Annotated in this window: 10 protein-coding genes; 4 read left to right on the top strand and 6 right to left on the bottom strand. The window is 73.7% G+C overall.

The genetic code is table 11. The features are described from left to right. Window positions 1-1,755: a malto-oligosyltrehalose trehalohydrolase gene (gene treZ, locus ACF061_RS18875; RefSeq protein WP_392268011.1), complete on the bottom strand. Its 1,755-nt coding sequence runs from the start codon at window positions 1,753-1,755 to the stop codon at window positions 1-3. Window positions 1,756-1,972: 217 nt separating this feature from the next. On the opposite strand from treZ, the gene ACF061_RS18870 reads away from it, so the two are divergent. Beyond that, on the top strand, window positions 1,973-2,413 hold the full coding sequence (locus ACF061_RS18870) for an SSI family serine proteinase inhibitor (protein ID WP_392268010.1): 441 nt from the start codon (window positions 1,973-1,975) through the stop codon (window positions 2,411-2,413). 111 nt (window positions 2,414-2,524) lie between these two features. Here ACF061_RS18870 and ACF061_RS18865 read toward each other — a convergent pair whose 3' ends face one another. The 3 genes from ACF061_RS18865 to glgX form a co-directional block, all read right to left on the bottom strand. Beyond that, window positions 2,525-3,775, bottom strand: coding sequence for a M14 family zinc carboxypeptidase (locus ACF061_RS18865; protein WP_392268009.1), 1,251 nt, complete (start codon window positions 3,773-3,775; stop codon window positions 2,525-2,527). A gap of 95 nt (window positions 3,776-3,870) precedes the next feature. Continuing rightward, the gene (gene treY / locus ACF061_RS18860; RefSeq protein ID WP_392268008.1) at window positions 3,871-6,237 is read right to left on the bottom strand and encodes a malto-oligosyltrehalose synthase; all 2,367 of its coding nucleotides are present in this window, start codon (window positions 6,235-6,237) and stop codon (window positions 3,871-3,873) included. A 254-nt stretch (window positions 6,238-6,491) separates the two neighbouring features. Next, window positions 6,492-8,609: a glycogen debranching protein GlgX gene (gene glgX / locus ACF061_RS18855; RefSeq protein ID WP_392268007.1), complete on the bottom strand. Its 2,118-nt coding sequence runs from the start codon at window positions 8,607-8,609 to the stop codon at window positions 6,492-6,494. Between the two features lie 311 nt (window positions 8,610-8,920). On the opposite strand from glgX, the gene ACF061_RS18850 reads away from it, so the two are divergent. Together ACF061_RS18850 and ACF061_RS18845 are read left to right on the top strand one after the other, a co-directional pair. Then, complete coding sequence (locus ACF061_RS18850) at window positions 8,921-10,159, top strand: SAV2148 family HEPN domain-containing protein (RefSeq protein ID WP_392268006.1); 1,239 nt, start codon at window positions 8,921-8,923, stop codon at window positions 10,157-10,159. Between the two features lie 160 nt (window positions 10,160-10,319). Next, window positions 10,320-11,042 (top strand): 3'-5' exonuclease, encoded by a 723-nt coding sequence (locus tag ACF061_RS18845; protein WP_392268005.1) that lies wholly within the window; start codon window positions 10,320-10,322, stop codon window positions 11,040-11,042. Window positions 11,043-11,110: 68 nt separating this feature from the next. On the opposite strand, the gene ACF061_RS18840 is transcribed toward ACF061_RS18845, so the two are convergent. Continuing rightward, window positions 11,111-11,974, bottom strand: coding sequence for a phosphotransferase enzyme family protein (locus ACF061_RS18840; RefSeq protein WP_392268004.1), 864 nt, complete (start codon window positions 11,972-11,974; stop codon window positions 11,111-11,113). Window positions 11,975-12,115: 141 nt separating this feature from the next. Between ACF061_RS18840 and mgt the strand changes: the two genes are divergently transcribed. Then, window positions 12,116-13,318: a macrolide-inactivating glycosyltransferase gene (mgt, locus tag ACF061_RS18835; RefSeq protein WP_392268003.1), complete on the top strand. Its 1,203-nt coding sequence runs from the start codon at window positions 12,116-12,118 to the stop codon at window positions 13,316-13,318. A gap of 75 nt (window positions 13,319-13,393) precedes the next feature. On the opposite strand, the gene ACF061_RS18830 is transcribed toward mgt, so the two are convergent. Next, the gene (locus tag ACF061_RS18830) at window positions 13,394-15,637 is read right to left on the bottom strand and encodes an MMPL family transporter (RefSeq protein ID WP_392268002.1); all 2,244 of its coding nucleotides are present in this window, start codon (window positions 15,635-15,637) and stop codon (window positions 13,394-13,396) included.

Genomic DNA, 15,637 nt, shown 5'->3' with positions numbered 1-15,637 from the left:
TCAGGCCTGGAGCAGCACCACGCACGACTGCCCGGGTACGTGCAGCAGGCCGTCCGCCCCGGGCGCGGCCACCGGCTCCCACGCGGCGAGCACCCGGGCCGGCCGGGAACCCAGCGGGATCACCGCCGGCTCCTTGCCGAGGTTGACCGCCACCCGCACGTCCCCGCGCCGGAAGGCGAGCCAGCGGGCGTCCTCGTCGTAGGCCACCTTGGTGTCGGCGAGGTCGGGGTCGGTGAGGTCCGGGTGCTCGCGCCGCACGGCGGTCAGCAGCCGGTACCAGGCGAGCATCCGCGCGTGCGGCTCACGCTCCGGCTCGGCCCAGTCCAGGCAGGAGCGGTCCCGGGTCGCCGGGTCCTGCGGATCGGGCACCTCCTCCTCGGCCCAGCCGTGCTCGGCGAACTCCCGCCGCCGGCCCCGGCGCACCGCCTCCGCGAGCTCGGGGTCGGTGTGGTCGGTGAAGTACTGCCACGGTGTGCCTGCCGCCCATTCCTCTCCCATGAAGAGCATCGGCGTGAACGGCGCGGTCAGGGTCAGGGCGGCCGCGCAGGCCAGCAGCCCGGGGGAGTCCGCCAGCAGCAGGGACAGCCGGTCCCCCTGCGCCCGGTTGCCGATCTGGTCGTGGGTCTGGCTGTAGCCGAGCAGCCGGTGCCCGGCCACCCGGGTGCGGTCCAGCGGACGGCCGTGGCGCCGGCCCCGGAAGCTGGAGTACGTCCCGTCGTGGAAGAAGCCGCCGGTGAGCGTCTTGGCGAGGGCCGCGAGCGGGGCCCGCCCGAAGTCGGCGTAGTAGCCCTGGGACTCGCCGGTCAGGGCGGTGTGCAGGGCGTGGTGGAAGTCGTCGTTCCACTGGGCGTGCAGACCCAGGCCGTTCTCGGTGCGCGCGGTCACCAGCCGGGGGTCGTTCAGGTCCGACTCGGCGATCAGGAACAGCGGGCGGCCGAGGTCGGCGGCGAGCGCGTCCACGGCCGAGGACAGCTCCTCCAGGAAGTGGCACGCGCGGGTGTCCACCAGCGCGTGCACCGCGTCCAGGCGCAGGCCGTCGATCCGGTAGTCGCGCAGCCAGGCCAGCGCGCTGCCGACCAGGAAGTCCCGCACCTCGTCCGACCCGGGCGCGTCCAGGTTGACGGCGGAGCCCCAGGGGGTGTGGTGCGTGTCGGTGAAGTACGGCCCGAACCGGGGCAGGTGGTTGCCCGAGGGGCCCAGATGGTTGTGCACCACGTCCAGCACCACGCCGAGACCCAGCTCGTGCGCCCGGTCCACGAACCGCTTCAGGCCCTCGGGACCGCCGTACGGCTCGTGCACCGCCCACGGCGAGACCCCGTCGTAGCCCCAGCCCCACTTCCCGGGAAAGGGGCACAGGGGCATCAACTCCACGTGCGTCACACCCAGTTCCACCAGGTGCTCCAGCCGGCCGGCCGCCGCGTCGAAGGTGCCCTCGGGGGTGTACGTGCCGACGTGCAGCTCGTACAGCACCGCACCGGGCAGCGGCCGCCCCGCCCAGTCGGCGGTGCGCCACGCGTACCGCCCGTGGTCGACCACCGCGCTCGGTCCGTCCGGTCCGTCCGGCTGACGCCGCGACCGCGGATCGGGCAGCGGCTCGCCGCCGTCCAGCGCGAACGCGTAGCGCGAGCCGTCCCGCGCGTCGGCCTCGCCGGTCCACCAGCCCGCGCGCTCCGGATCGCGCTCCAACGCGCGCGCGGCTCCGTCGCACTGGAGCGTCACTTCGCCGGCCTGCGGTGCCCACACCTCGAACTGCACGGACGGTTCCCCTTCGTCTGCTCACCGTGATGTAGCCCGTCCATGGTGCGCCAAACGAGATCAATCCGCTTTCGAATCCGTCCTTTCGCGGCGGGTGTCGCCGGGGCACGGTCCCGCCGGCGCGCGCCGTCCGCGCTCCGGCCGGGCGCACGCGCGGGCGCTCTCGTTCGGGTGAGCCGGGCTGGGGTCACCAGGCCGCCGTGCCGATACCTCGGGAATGACCCACTTCACCAAGGCGACCACCCGGCTGCGGCGGGGCGCCGCCACCGCGGCGGTGGTCCTCCTCGCGGCGGCCCTCCCGGTCCAGGCGGCCCGAGCGGCCCAGGCGCATCCCCACGAGACCGACCAGGGCGACTGGCTCTACATCACGGTCACCCACGGCGACACCCGCACCGGCGACAGCCGCGGCGCCCTGCTGCGGTGCGACCCGCCCCGGGGCCACTCCCACGCCTCGCAGGCCTGCGCCCAGCTCCGGTCGGCGCGCGGCGACATCCGCGTCATCCCGCACAAGGACGTGTACTGCTCGATGGTCTACGCCCCCGTGACCGTCCAGGCCCGCGGCGAGTGGCAGGGGCGTGCGATCGACTACACGCAGACCTTCGCCAACGCGTGCGTGATGAGGGCCCGGACGGGGGAGGTGTTCGCGCTGGACGTGTGAGGCCGCGCGGGCCGGTGCCCGGGACGCGCGCGTCCCCGGCAACCGGCCCGCGGACGTGCGCGCGGCCGGTGGCCCGTGCGCGGCGGGCGCTCCCTGTGGCGGAACGTTCCGTCAGATCGTCAGCCCGCGGGCGTGGTGAGCCGTCGCGAGCACCGTGCGGCTCTGGTGTTCGACCTGGTGGTCCAGGGGCACCCAGCGGGCGCGGAAGCGGACCGCGAAGGCCTCGCTCCAGCTCGCCACGAGGCGTTCCAGCCCGGGCGCGGCCGGGTCGCCGGTCTCCCGCAGCACCCGCAGCAGCATCGCGGCGGCCCTGAGCGGCAGCCGGCGGCCGAACGCGTCCACGCTGCCGACGTACGCCATCGTCGTGTCCGCCGGCGGGGTGCGCACCCAGTCCGCGGCCAGGCCCGGCACCAGGCCCAGCCCCCACTTCGCCGCCCGCAGCAGCGGCCCGTCGGCGCCCTCCAGCCGGGGCAGCGCGTCGGCGAGCACGGTCTCCACCTCCCGCGCGTCGCGCAGCAGCCGGGCCGCCAGCCGCCGGGTGGCCGCCGCCGGGGCCGGGTGCGGGGCGGGATCGTCGACCAGGTCGCTGGCCCACATCGGCACCTCCACGACCGCGGTCAGACCGCCGTACCGGTGCGCGTGGTACCAGGTGCTGTGCCGGGCGTCGTCCGGCAGGCTCGGATAGGCCGGGTCCGCCCCGGGCGGTGGCATGACCCGCACCCCGGGCCCGGAGACGGGCCAGCCGGCCGCGTCGCAGGCGCCCGTCTCCACCGGTATGCGCAGCTCGGCCGCCGACTTGCCGAACGGCTCGGCGAGCCCGGGCACGTCCCGGGTCAGCTGCACCCAGCTCCCCCCCAGATCGGTGCCGTGCAGCGACACCTGGAGGTAGGGCCGCAGCGCGTCGACGACGCCGGTCAGAGCACGCGTCTCGGGCGGCAGCCGGTCCGGTGGCAGCACGGACGGCGACCACTCGGGCTGCTCGGGCCCGGCGGGCCGGAAGAAGCCGAGGTGGTAGTCGAGCAGACTGCGCGGGGCCGGCGACACGTGCAGGCTCGCCCCGTCCGGATCGGCGCACAGCAGGAAGTGCCACGAGGTGTCGGCCCGCAACCGCCGCTCGCCCACGACGCGCCGGACGAGGGCCAGGAGGGTGGCACCGCCGGTGGGTTCGTTGGCGTGGGCGCCCGCCACCACCAGGACGGCCCGCCGGGCGTGCCCGACGGACAGCAGGTGCAGCGGTCTGCCCGCGCGCGAGACGCCGACCTCCTCCAGGGCGCACAGGTCCGGCCGGCGCGCGGCCAGCTCCCGAACGGCCAGGACCAGTTCGGGAACGCTGGGATAGCGCGGCTCCGACAGCAGACTCACCCCCGTACTCGTCCGCCAGGTTTCGCATTCGCAGTACCCCACGGACGCGGTCGGCTGTCAAGGACGTGCAGGCGCCCAGGACGCCCCGGACGCCCTCACTCCGCTCCGGGCCGGTCCGCCACCCGCTCCAGCAGCGCCACCGGCAGCCGCTCGAACAGCTCCGCCACGCGCGCGTGTCCCTCGAACTCCCGCCCGGGCGTCAGCGCGTCGGCCCACCGGCCCGGCGGCAGCGGAAGCCGTGTCTCCCGCCAGCCGCCCGCCTCCGCCAGCCGCAGCGACAGCCGGGTCACGGCCGTCACCACCTCCCCGGAGCGGGTGAACGCCACGCAGTGCTCCGCGGCCGGGCCCTCGGCGTCCAGCGGAGCGTAGGCCGCCGCGGCGCCGAAGACCTCGGGCCGGCGCGCGCGCAGCCGCAGCGCGGCCGCCGTCACCGCCCCCTTGTCGCCGGGGTGCTCCGGCGGCAGCGACGCCGGGAGCCGGTTGTCCGGGTCCACCAGGGCCCGGTACTCGGCCTCCGTGCCCTGGTAGAGGTCGGGCACGCCCGGCATCGTCAGGTGGACCAGGGCCGTGCCCAGGACGTTGGCCCGGATGTGCGGCTCCAGCGTGCTGCGGAAGGCGGCCACCCGCTCGCCCGGCGTCCCGCCCGGCCCCTGGGTGACGAACCGGTCCACCGCCTCCTCGTAGGACGGCTCCTGCTCCGTCCAGCTGGTGTGGAGGCCCGCCTCGCGCACGTGCTTCAGCAGGGCCCGCCGTACCCGCTCCGGGTCCGCCGGGCCGAGCCCGAACACCGTCTGCCAGGCCGCCCACGCCAGTTGCGCGTCGGGAGCGCCGTCCCCCGCGTCGGACACCTCCGCCAGCACGTCCGCCCACCGCCGCGGGCACTGCGTCAGCACCGCCAGCGCCGCCCGCACGTCCGCGCTGCGCTTGGTGTCGTGCGTGGAGACCACGGTCCCGGTCGTGGGCCAGTCGCGCTGCACGCGCGCGCAGTACGCGTGGAAGTCCTCCGGTGCGACGCCCGGGCGCCCGGGGTCGCCGCCGACCTCGTTGGCCGACAGCAGCGGCACGTAACGGTAGTAGGCGGTGTCCTCGACGGCCTTCGCGCGCAGCGCCGAGGCGGCCTGAGCGAACCGGGTGCGCAGTTCCACGGCGTCGGGCCCCTCACCCGTGCGGCCGAGCACCAGATCGCGGACGACGTCCACGGCCTCGCCCTCCTCGGGCACCGTGAACGCCAGCCGGGCCTCGGCCGCGGCCGCCTCGGTGAGCACCGAGGCGGCGTCCACCGAGGTGTACGGCCGGTACACCTCCAGGCGGACCAGCAGCTCCTGCAACGCGGTGCGCAGCGCCCAGGGCGCGCGGTCGCTCAGCGCCGGATCGGTCGAGGTGGTGCACACCCGGTGCGCCACCCGGGTCAGCCGCTCGGTCTCAGTGGCCAGCTCGTGCGTGATCACCTGGTACGCCGCCCGCCGCGCCGTCGCCGCCCAGTCCCCGCCGCGGTCGGCCTGCGGGGCGGCGAAGCGCCGGTAGGCGGCGAGGAGTTCCCCCGCCCCGGCCGGATCGGTGAACAGGCCGTCGACGTGCCGCAGGGCGTCGTAGCCGGTGGTGCCGGCGACGGGCCAGGACGCCGGCAGGTGCTCGCCGTCGGAGAGGATCTTCTCCAGGACCGTCCACCGTCCGCCGGTCGCCCGGTGCAGCCGGTCGAGGTAGGCGTCGGGGTCGGCGAGACCGTCGGGGTGGTCCACGCGCAGGCCGTCGACCACTCCCTCGCGCAGGAGCTGGAGGATCTTGGCGTGGGTCGCCTCGAACACCTCCGGGTCCTCCACCCGCACCCCGATGAGCTGCGAGATGCTGAAGAAGCGCCGGTAGTTCAGCTCGGTGCGGGCCAGCCGCCACCACACCGGGCGGTACCACTGCGCCTGGAGCAGCTCGGGCAGCGGCAGCCCCGCGGTGCCCTCGCGCAGCGGCAGGACGTGGTCGTAGTAGCGCAGGACGTCGCCGTCCGCCTTCAGCTCGCCGGTCTCCTTGCCGACCGGGTGGCCGAGCACCGGCAGCAGCACCTTGCCGCCCTGGGCCTCCCAGTCGATGTCGAACCAGCGCGCGTACGGCGAGGCGGGCCCCTCCCGCAGCACCTCCCACAGGGCGCGGTTGTGCCGCGGCGCCACGGCCATGTGGTTGGGGACGATGTCCACGACGAGGCCGAGCCCGTGCTCCCGCGCGGTGCCGGACAGGGCGCGCAGGCCCGCCTCGCCGCCCAGTTCCTCGCGCACGCGCGAGTGGTCCACGACGTCGTAGCCGTGCAGGGAGCCCGGGACCGCCTCCAGGACGGGCGACAGGTGCAGGTGCGAGACCCCGAGCGAGGCCAGGTACGGGACGGCCGCCGCCGCGGCGGCGAACGGGAACTCGGGCTGGAGCTGGAGCCGGTAGGTGGCCGTGGGCACGACGGGTCCGGGACGCACGGGTGTCATGGAGAGTTACGTACCCCTTAGGCGACGTTTCGTGCCGCCGGCCCGCCATGTGCCCGCGGCCCCACCCGGGCGGACGCTCGGGCCCACCCGGGCGGGTGTCCGCGCCCACTCCTCCGAGTGGGTGATGTCCACTCACCCGGACGAGTGATTCCGACTCATCCCGCCGAGTCACCCCGGCCACCCGCGCGGGGGCGTCCCGCATCCCGGACGGATACGGTCCGCTCACCCGGACGGGTGACCGCTGAGACCCGCGCCTAGGCCGGCCGTCGCAGCACGGTCAGGCTGCGGTCGGTGAGCGTGAGCCGGTCGCCGGCCCGTACCTTGCGGCCGGTGCCGGCGGGGACCGGATCCGTGCGGGCCGTGTCGACGACCACCTGCCACTGCCGGCCGTGGTCGATCGGGACGACGAAGTCGAGCGGCTTCGGCGCGGCGTTGAACATCAGCAGGAACGAGTCGTCGGCGATCCGCTCGCCGCGCTGGCCCGGCTCCGAGATCGCGTTGCCGTTGAGGAACACGGTCAGCGCCGAGGCCTGCGCGGAGTCCCAGTCCCGCTGGGTCATCTCCTTCCCCTCCGGGGTGAACCACGCGATGTCGGACAGGTCGTCGTGGGTGCCCTCCACGGGTCGGCCGTGGAAGAAGCGGCGCCGGCGGAAGACCGGGTGCCGCTTGCGCAGGTCGGCCATCGCCCGTACGAAGTCCAGCAGTTCGCCGCCGTCGTCGCCGGAGCGGGGCCAGCGCACCCAGGACAGCTCGTTGTCCTGGCAGTAGGCGTTGTTGTTGCCCTGCTGGGTGCGGGCGAACTCGTCGCCGTGGCTGATCATGGGCACGCCCTGGGACAGCATCAGCGTCGCGACGAAGTTCCGCATCTGCCGCGCCCGCAGCCCCAGCACCTCGGGGTCGTCGGTCTCGCCCTCGGCGCCGCAGTTCCAGGACCGGTTGTGGCTCTCGCCGTCCCGGTTGTCCTCGCCGTTGGCCTCGTTGTGCTTGTCGTTGTAGGACACCAGGTCGTGCAGGGTGAAGCCGTCGTGGCAGGTGACGAAGTTGATCGAGGCCAGCGGGCGGCGGCCGTCGTCCTGGTAGAGGTCGGAGGAGCCGGTCAGCCGCGAGGCGAACTCGGCGAGCGCCCGCGGCTCGCCCCGCCACAGGTCCCGGACGGTGTCGCGGTACTTCCCGTTCCACTCGGTCCACAGCGGCGGGAAGTTCCCCACCTGGTAGCCGCCCTCGCCGACGTCCCACGGCTCGGCGATCAGCTTCACCTGCGAGACCACCGGGTCCTGCTGCACCAGGTCGAAGAACGACGACAGCCGGTCCACCTCGTGGAACTGCCGGGCCAGGGTCGCCGCGAGGTCGAAGCGGAAGCCGTCGACGTGCATCTCGGTGACCCAGTACCGCAGCGAGTCCATGATCAGCTGGAGCACGTGCGGGGAGCGCATGAGCAGCGAGTTGCCGGTGCCCGTGGTGTCCATGTAGTAGCGCGGGTCGTCCGTCAGCCGGTAGTACTGCGGGTTGTCGATGCCCTTGAAGGACAGGGTGGGGCCCAGGTGGTTGCCTTCGGCGGTGTGGTTGTAGACCACGTCGAGGATGACCTCGATCCCGGCCTCGTGCAGCGCCCGCACCGCCGACTTGAACTCCAGCACCTGCTGGCCGCGGTCGCCCCAGGAGGCGTACGCGTTGTGCGGGGCGAAGAAGCCGATGGTGTTGTAGCCCCAGTAGTTGTTGAGGTCCATGTCGACCAGACGGTGGTCGTTCACGAACTGGTGTACGGGCATCAGTTCCAGGGCCGTGACACCGAGTTCGGTCAGGTGCTCGATCACCGCCGGGTGCGCCAGTGCCGCGTAGGTTCCGCGCAGCTCCTCGGGCAGCCCCGGGTGCCGCATGGTGAGGCCCTTGACGTGCGCCTCGTAGATCACCGTCTCGTGGTAGCCGCGCCGCGGCGGACGGTCGTCGCCCCAGTCGAAGTACGGGTTGACCACGACCGAGGTCATGGTGTGCGGCGCCGAGTCCAGGTCGTTGCGCCGGCCGGGATCGTCGAAGTGGTAGCCGTACACCTCCTCTCCCCAGCGGACCGACCCGCTGATCGCACGTGCGTACGGGTCGAGCAGCAGCTTCGCGGAGTTGCACCGCAGGCCGCGCTCCGGGGCATACGGGCCGTGCACCCGGTACCCGTACCGTTGCCCCGGCATGACGCCCGGCACGTACGCGTGCCGGACGAACGCGTCGCTCTCGCGCAGTTCCACCGCCGTCTCCGAGCCGTCGTCGTGCAGCAGACACAGCTCTACTCGGTCCGCGGCCTCCGAGAAGACCGCGAAGTTGGTGCCGGCGCCGTCGTACGTGGCGCCGAGTGGATACGCCTCTCCAGGCCAGACCTGCATGGACACGACTCTTTCAGGTGTGCGGCGCCCCGGGTGACGCCTTGGCCCCGAGTGTCCCCGAAAGTGAGACGGCCACCTATGACTTCGGCACGGGTGCGTCGCCCCGGCCGCGGCGGGCGCACCGCGGCGGACCGGGCGTCAACACTATGAAACAGCTCACTCGGCCTCCCCGTGCCGCCCGGAACGGGCGGATGGCGTGGGGAAGTTGAGAAAGGAGCTGTGCATCCGGCTGCACCGCGGACCGCTCCCGGAGTACCCTTCCTTGATCGTTGGGACGGGGAGAGCTCGGGGGAGCGGAAGGCGGTGCACGGGTGGGCTCGGGAGGCCTGGAGCTGCCCCCTGGTGACGAGGGTCACGAGGGGAACTCCACAGACGTCCCGCCCGGCGCGGTGTCCCTCGCCCGGCCGATGGACGGCGGCGCCATCGGTCCGGAGCTGGACTGGGACGCCGACGCCTGGCACGAGGTGCGCACCCGCGCCCAGCGGGCCGGCCGGGCCTACATCTGGCTGAACCTCGTCGAACAGCGGCTGCGCGCCGTCGTCGCCGGCGTGCTGCGGCCCGTCTACGAACCCGTCCACGGCGACGACTGGGTGGTCGCCGCCGCCGGACCGGCCGGCCAGGAGTGGGCGCAGCGGGCCGTCGCCGTCCGCGAGGTCAGCCGCCGCAAGGGCTATCTGCTCGACCCGGCCGACGACAACGTCATCAGCTTCCTCACCCTGCCCCAGCTGCGCGAGCTGATGGTGCAGCACTGGCCCTGCTTCGAGCCGTACCTGGACGAGCGCCGGGACGTCGAACTCGCCCTGGACGAGCTGGAGGTGACCCGCAACGTCGTCTCCCGCAACCGCGCCCTGTCCGAGGCCGTGCTGGCCCAGGCCGAGCGCGCCTCCGCCCGTCTGCTGGAGATCCTCGGCACCGGCGGCGAGGTGCCCTCCGCCCGGCGGCTGCCGGTCGACGCGGTGGAGGACCTGGTCGGCGACCGGTACGCGGACGTGGTCGCCGTCCACCCGGACCGGGTGCGGCTGCTGCGCCAGTTCCCGGCCGAGGACATCTTCGGCGGCGCCCGCCGCCTCGACGCCATCGGCATCGGGCTCAATCTGCTGGTGCAGAACTTCTCCGGTCGCCGCCTGGTGCGGCTGGCCGAGTCCGGCTGCCGGGTGCGGCTGCTGTTCCTGAACCCGGCCTCCAGCGCGGTGAAGCGGCGCGAGCGCGAACTCGGGCTCAAGCGCGGTGAGCTGAGCCGCTCGGTGGAGATGAACATCCTGCACATGCGCCGGGTGCGCGCCCGGCTGCGCGACCCGGACGCCTTCGAGATCCAGGTCTACGACGAGACGCCGCGGGTGTCGGCCTACCTGGTGGACGGCGACGGCTCCGACGGCATCGCGGTGACGCAGTCCTACCTCCGGCGCAGCCGGGGCATGGAGGCGCCGGTGTTCGTCCTGCGCAACGGGAGCAAGGTGGTCAAGTCGGAGGAGGTCCACGAGAGCGGCCTCTTCTCCGCCTACCGCGAGGAGTTCGAGCTGATGTGGGTCGATTCGCGCCCGGTGTCGTGAAACGCCCTCAGTCGCGGGGCGGGAACGGACGGAAGCGGGCGGAACCGGACAGGAGGGGGCGGCCTGCGGGCGCCGAGCGGAACGCGGTCCGCCGTTTGTCAGTGGCGCATGCGATCGTGAGGAGCACTGGGGGAAAGCACCACTGAGAAGGGGGGCCGCCATGGGCTGGCACCGGGAGCTGCTGATCGGCTTCGACCTGGAGACGACCGGGACGGATCCGCGTGCGGCGCGCATCGTCACGGCAGCCGTGATCGAGGTCAAGGACGGAGAACCGGCCGGGCGCCGGGAATGGCTGGCCGACCCGGGGGTCGTGATACCGGCGGAAGCGGTCGCCGTGCACGGCATCAGCAACGAGCGGGCCGCCGCCGAGGGCAGGCCGGCCGACCAGGTCGCGGACGCGGTCGCCGACGTCCTGACCGGCTACTGGAAGTCGGGCGTGCCGGTCGTGGCGTACAACGCGGCCTTCGATCTGAGCCTGCTCTCCGCCGAACTGCGGCGGTACGGACTTCCGTCGCTGAGCGACCGGCTGGGCGGCGCCGAACCGGGCCCGGTCGTCGACCCGTACACCATCGACCGCTGGGCCGACCGCTACCGCCGCGGCAAGCGCACCCTGGAAGCGGTCTGCACGGAGTACGGCGTGGTGCTCGACTCCGCCCACGACGCCTCGGCCGACGCCCTCGCGGCGGCCCGGCTGGCCCGCGCGATAGCCGGCCGCCACCCCAAGGTCGCGGCCCTCGGTCCGGCGGAGCTGCACCGCCGTCAGATCGAGTGGTACGCCGCCTGGGCGGCGGACTTCCAGAGCTTCCTGCGCCGCAAGGGCGACCCGACGGCGGTGGTCGACGGCAGGTGGCCCCTGCGGGAGTCCGCGGGCGAACGGGACTGACGGCGGCCGGCCGGGCCGGGTGCTCGCACGGGGCGGGACCGGCGCTCGGCAGGGGTGCCGGGGAGGCGTCAGAAGGGGTACCAGCGCACCGACTCGTCCCCGTCCCGCAGGGACGCCACCCGGCGTTCGAACTCGGCCAGCGCCTTGGGGTTGCTCGGGGCGTGCTGGGCGACCCAGGCGCAGCTCGCCGTCTCGCGGGCGCCGCGCAGCACCGAGCAGCCCGCCCACTCCCGCACGTCCCAGCCGTACGCCGCGGTGAAGGAGTCGTACGCCCCGGCGGGCAGGCCGTAACGGTCCCGGGACAGGGCCATGACCACCAGGTCGTGCTCGCGCAGGTCGGCGGAGAAGGTCTCCAGGTCGAGCAGGACCGGGCCGTCCGGGCCGATGTGCACGTTGCGCGGCAGCGCGTCGCCGTGGATCGGGCCCGGCGGCAACTGCGGGACGAGCGCGGCGGCGGACGTCGCGAAGCCGTCGCGGCGCTCGCGCAGATAGGCCGCGTCCGCCGGGTCGATCGCGTCGCCCGCGAGCCGCAGCCAGCGCTCCACCCCGCCCAGCAGTTCGCGTGGCGGCAGCGCGAAGCCGGGCGCGGGCAACGCGTGCACCGTGCGCAGCAGTTCGGCCAGGTCCCGGGGTTCGGCGGGCCGCACCGGGTCGGGCAGCCGGTGCCACACGGTCACCGGGTGCCCGTCGACCAGCAGCGGCTCGGGTTCGGCGGCACGCACCGCGGGGACGCCGGCTCCGGCCAGCCACAGCGCGATCCGCAGCTCGCGCCGGGCGCGGTCGAGCAGTTCGGCGTCGCGGCCCACCTTGACAACGAGTCCGCCGGCGGCGAAGACCGCGTTCTCGCCCAGGGCGAGCAGCCGGGCGTCGCGCGCCGGGCCGGGCAGCACGCCCGCCTCGGCCAGTACGTCCCGCGCCCGTGCCTCGTCCATCGCCTGCCTCCGTGTCCGTGTCCGTGTCGGTGAGTCGGGCCGGCGGCCCTCGTCCGACGGCCAGTGTCGCATTCGCACAGGTGGGAGCAGGCGCGGTAAATCATTTGGACGAGACGTATCGTCTCGCTTAATGTCGTCGGCATGACCAGTCGCACCCATATCGCCATGTTCTCCGTCGCCGCTCACGGACATGTGAACCCCAGCCTGGAGGTGATCCGCGAGCTGGTCGCCCGCGGGCACCGGGTGACGTACGCGATCCCACCGCTGTTCGCGGAGAAGGTCGCCGCGACCGGTGCGGAGGTGAAGCCCTGGAACTCCACGCTGCCCACGCCCGACGACGACCCCTCCGCCTGGGGGTCCACACTGCTGGACTACGTCGAGATGTTCCTCGGCGACGCGATCCAGGCCCTGCCCCAGCTCGCCCACGCCTACGAGGGGGACGAGCCGGACCTCGTCCTGCACGACATCACCGCCTACCCGGCCCGGATCCTCGCCCACCGCTGGGGCGTGCCGGCCGTCTCCCTCTCGCCCAACCTCGTCGCCTGGGAGGGCTACGAGGAGGAGGTCGCCGAGCCGATGTGGGCCGAGCCCCGCAGGACCGAGCGGGGACGGGCCTACTACGCACGCTTCGAGGCGTGGCTGGCGGAGAACGGGATCACCGAGCACCCCGACCCCTTCGTCGGCCGCCCGGCCCGCTCGCTGGTCCTGATCCCGCGGGCGTTGCAGCCGCACGCCGACCGGGTCGACGAGCGGGTGTACAGCTTCGTCGGCGCCTGTCAGGGCGAGCGCGCCGAGCAGGGTGACTGGGAGCGGCCCGCCGGCGCCGAGAAGGTGGCGCTGGTGTCGCTCGGCTCGGCCTTCACCAAGCAGCCGGCCTTCTACCGGGAGTGCGTCAAGGCCTTCGGCGAGCTCCCCGGCTGGCACCTGGTGCTCCAGGTCGGCAGGCAGGTCGACCCCGCCGAACTCGGGGACCTGCCCGACAACGTCGAAGTACGGTCCTGGGTGCCCCAGCTGGCCATCCTGCGCAAGGCCGATCTGTTCGTCACGCACGCCGGGGCCGGCGGCAGCCAGGAGGGGCTGGCCACCGCGACGCCGATGGTCGCCGTACCGCAGGCCGTCGACCAGTTCGGCAACGCGGACATGCTCCAGGCGCTCGGCGTGGCCCGGCACGTCCCCATGGCGGAGGCGACCGCCGAGACCCTGCGGGCGGCCGCCCTCGCGCTGGTCGACGACCCCGAGGTGGCCCGACGGCTTGGGGAGATCCAGGCCGAGATGGCGAAGGAGGGCGGGACCCGGCGCGCCGCCGACCTGATCGAGGCCGAACTGCCCGCCGGCCGGCGGTGACCGGCCGAGCGGGCCGGAAGGCGGGACCCGTCGGCAGGCACGACGCCGGCGGGTCCCGCACCGGGTGAGCAGGGCTCACACCCCGAGCCGCTCGCCCTCCCGCGGCGCGACCGGGGCGGCCACCGCCTCGGGGGCCTCGTCGTGGGTGAGGTCGGGCAGCCGGTGCAGCCACTTGGGCAGGTACCAGTTGCGCTCGCCCAGCAGCGACATCACCGCGGGCAGCAGCACACCGCGGATGACCGTGGCGTCGATGAGCACCGCGGCGGCCAGGCCCACGCCCATCTGCTTCATCGACTGCATGGACAGCGTGCCGAAGATCGCGAACACGGCGACCATGATGACGGCAGCGCTGGTGACGACACCCGCCGTGGTGACCACTCCGTGCTGGATCGCTTCCCTCGTCGGCCGGCCGCGCAGCCGCGCCTCGCGGATCCGGGAGACCACGAACACGTGGTAGTCCATCGACAGACCGAACAGGATGACGAAGAGGAACAGCGGCAGCCAGGTGACGATCGCGCCGACGCCCTCGGCCCCCACCAGCGAGGCCCCCCAGCCGTGCTGGAAGACCGCGACGAGGATGCCGTAGGCCGCGCCCACCGACAGCAGGTTCAGCACGATCGAGGTGATCGCGACCGTCAGCGAGCGGAACGACAGCAGCATCAGCAGGAAGGCGAAGACCACGACGAACGCGAAGACCGGGACGACGGAACCGACGAGCTGGGCGTTGAAGTCGTGCGAGCCGGCGACCTGGCCGGTGATCGGCGCCCGGACCCCCTCGACCTTGCCGAGCGTGGCCGGGCGCACCTCGTCGCGCAGCCTCTCCAGACTCTTGCCCGCCCGGTCGAAGTCGGAGCCGCCGACCAGCGGAACGGAGACGAGGGCGACGTTCCGGTCCTCGTACGTCCGCACCTCCACCGGGCCGCGCGAGGCGCCCGAGGCGATCGCCCGGTCCTTGAACTCCGCCAGCGCCGACCGCACCTCGGGGGCCTTGATGTCCTTCGCCTCCACGACGACCTGGGCCGGCTCGGAGCCGCCCGGGAAGGCGTCGTTGACCCGGTTGTACGTCTGCACGATGGGCAGTGAGTCGCCGAACTCCTGGTCCAGCGTGAGCTGGGAGGTCTTCATGCCGAGCGCCGGCGCCGCGACGGCCAGCAGCGCGCCGGTCGCGACGACCACGGACACCACCGGCCTGGCCAGCACGCCCCGCAGCACGACGGTCCAGAACCGGCTCTCCTGGCCGCCGGTGCCGCGCCGCTTCAGGAAGGGGATGCGGCCCTTCTCCACCCGCTCGCCCAGCAGCGAGAGCAGCGCGGGCAGCACCGTGACCGAACCGACCATGGCGACCGCCACGACCATCAGCGAGGCCAGGCCCATGGCCTCGAACTCGGCGAGCCCGGTGAACAGCATGCCCGCCATCGCCACGCACACGGTGACACCGGAGACGACGATCGCCCGACCGCTGGTCGCGGCGGCGATGCGCAGCGCGGTCGCCGCGTCCCGCCCGGCGGCCCGCTCCTCGCGCTCACGGCGCAGGTAGAACAGGCAGTAGTCGACGCCGACGGCCATGCCGACCAGCAGCATCACGGAGTTGGCGGTGTCACTCATCGGCTGGAGATGGCTGACGATGCCCATCAGGCCCATCGTGGCCATGATCGCGGTGATGGCCAGCGCCACCGGCAGCAGCGCGGCCACCAGGGCGCCGAAGGCGATCAGCAGGATGCCCAGCGCCACCGGCACGGCGGAGAGCTCGGCCTGCTGGAAGTCGTCCCCGAAGGCGTCGGAGTACTGCTTCTGCATGCTCGCGCCGCCGATCTCCTCGATCCGCAGCGACGGGTGGTCCTCGCGGACGCCCCCGACGGCCTTCAGCACCGGCTCGATCCGGTCGCCGGCGGTCTCGGCGTCACCGCGCAGGTCGAACTGGACCAGTGCGCTGCGGCCGTCCTTGGAGATCGTCTCCGTGTCGTACGGCGACTTCACGCCGGTGACCCCGCCGGTCGCGCCGACGGCCCTGACCACGTCGGCGACCGCGGCCCGGAATTTAGCGTCGGTGGCCCTGGTCGCGCCGTCCCTGCCCTGGACCAGGACGGTCTCGCTCGCCGGCTGTTTGATCCCCGCGTCCTCGATGATCTTCGCCGCGGTGTGCGTCTCGCCCTTGAGCTGGTCGCTGTCCTTGACGTCCAGCCGGCCGGCGGCCGAGCCCAGTCCCATCGCCAGGACGACGAACAGCACCCATATCCCGACCGCCGCCCATCGGTGCCGCGCGCTCCAGACGCCGGCCCGCGCGGCGACGCCCCGCACCCGTGATTCCCGGTTCCCCAT

The sequence above is a fragment of the Streptomyces sp. NPDC015220 genome, from assembly GCF_043079345.1.
Classification (GTDB): Bacteria; Actinomycetota; Actinomycetes; order Streptomycetales; family Streptomycetaceae; genus Streptomyces.
The sequence above is the reverse complement of the archived record's forward strand: the minus strand, read 5'-3'. Positions and strand labels throughout refer to the sequence as shown.

Excerpts from the sequence above, each read along its gene's own strand:
- ACF061_RS18870 (WP_392268010.1), top strand. The coding sequence starts at position 1,973 with ATGACCCACTTCACCAAGGCGACCACCCGGCTGCGGCGGGGCGCCGCC.
- treY (WP_392268008.1), bottom strand. The coding sequence starts at position 6,237 with ATGACACCCGTGCGTCCCGGACCCGTCGTGCCCACGGCCACCTACCGG.
- glgX (WP_392268007.1), bottom strand. The coding sequence starts at position 8,609 with ATGCAGGTCTGGCCTGGAGAGGCGTATCCACTCGGCGCCACGTACGAC.
- ACF061_RS18845 (WP_392268005.1), top strand. The coding sequence starts at position 10,320 with ATGGGCTGGCACCGGGAGCTGCTGATCGGCTTCGACCTGGAGACGACC.
- ACF061_RS18840 (WP_392268004.1), bottom strand. The coding sequence starts at position 11,974 with ATGGACGAGGCACGGGCGCGGGACGTACTGGCCGAGGCGGGCGTGCTG.
- mgt (WP_392268003.1), top strand. The coding sequence starts at position 12,116 with ATGACCAGTCGCACCCATATCGCCATGTTCTCCGTCGCCGCTCACGGA.
- ACF061_RS18830 (WP_392268002.1), bottom strand. The coding sequence starts at position 15,637 with ATGGGGAACCGGGAATCACGGGTGCGGGGCGTCGCCGCGCGGGCCGGC.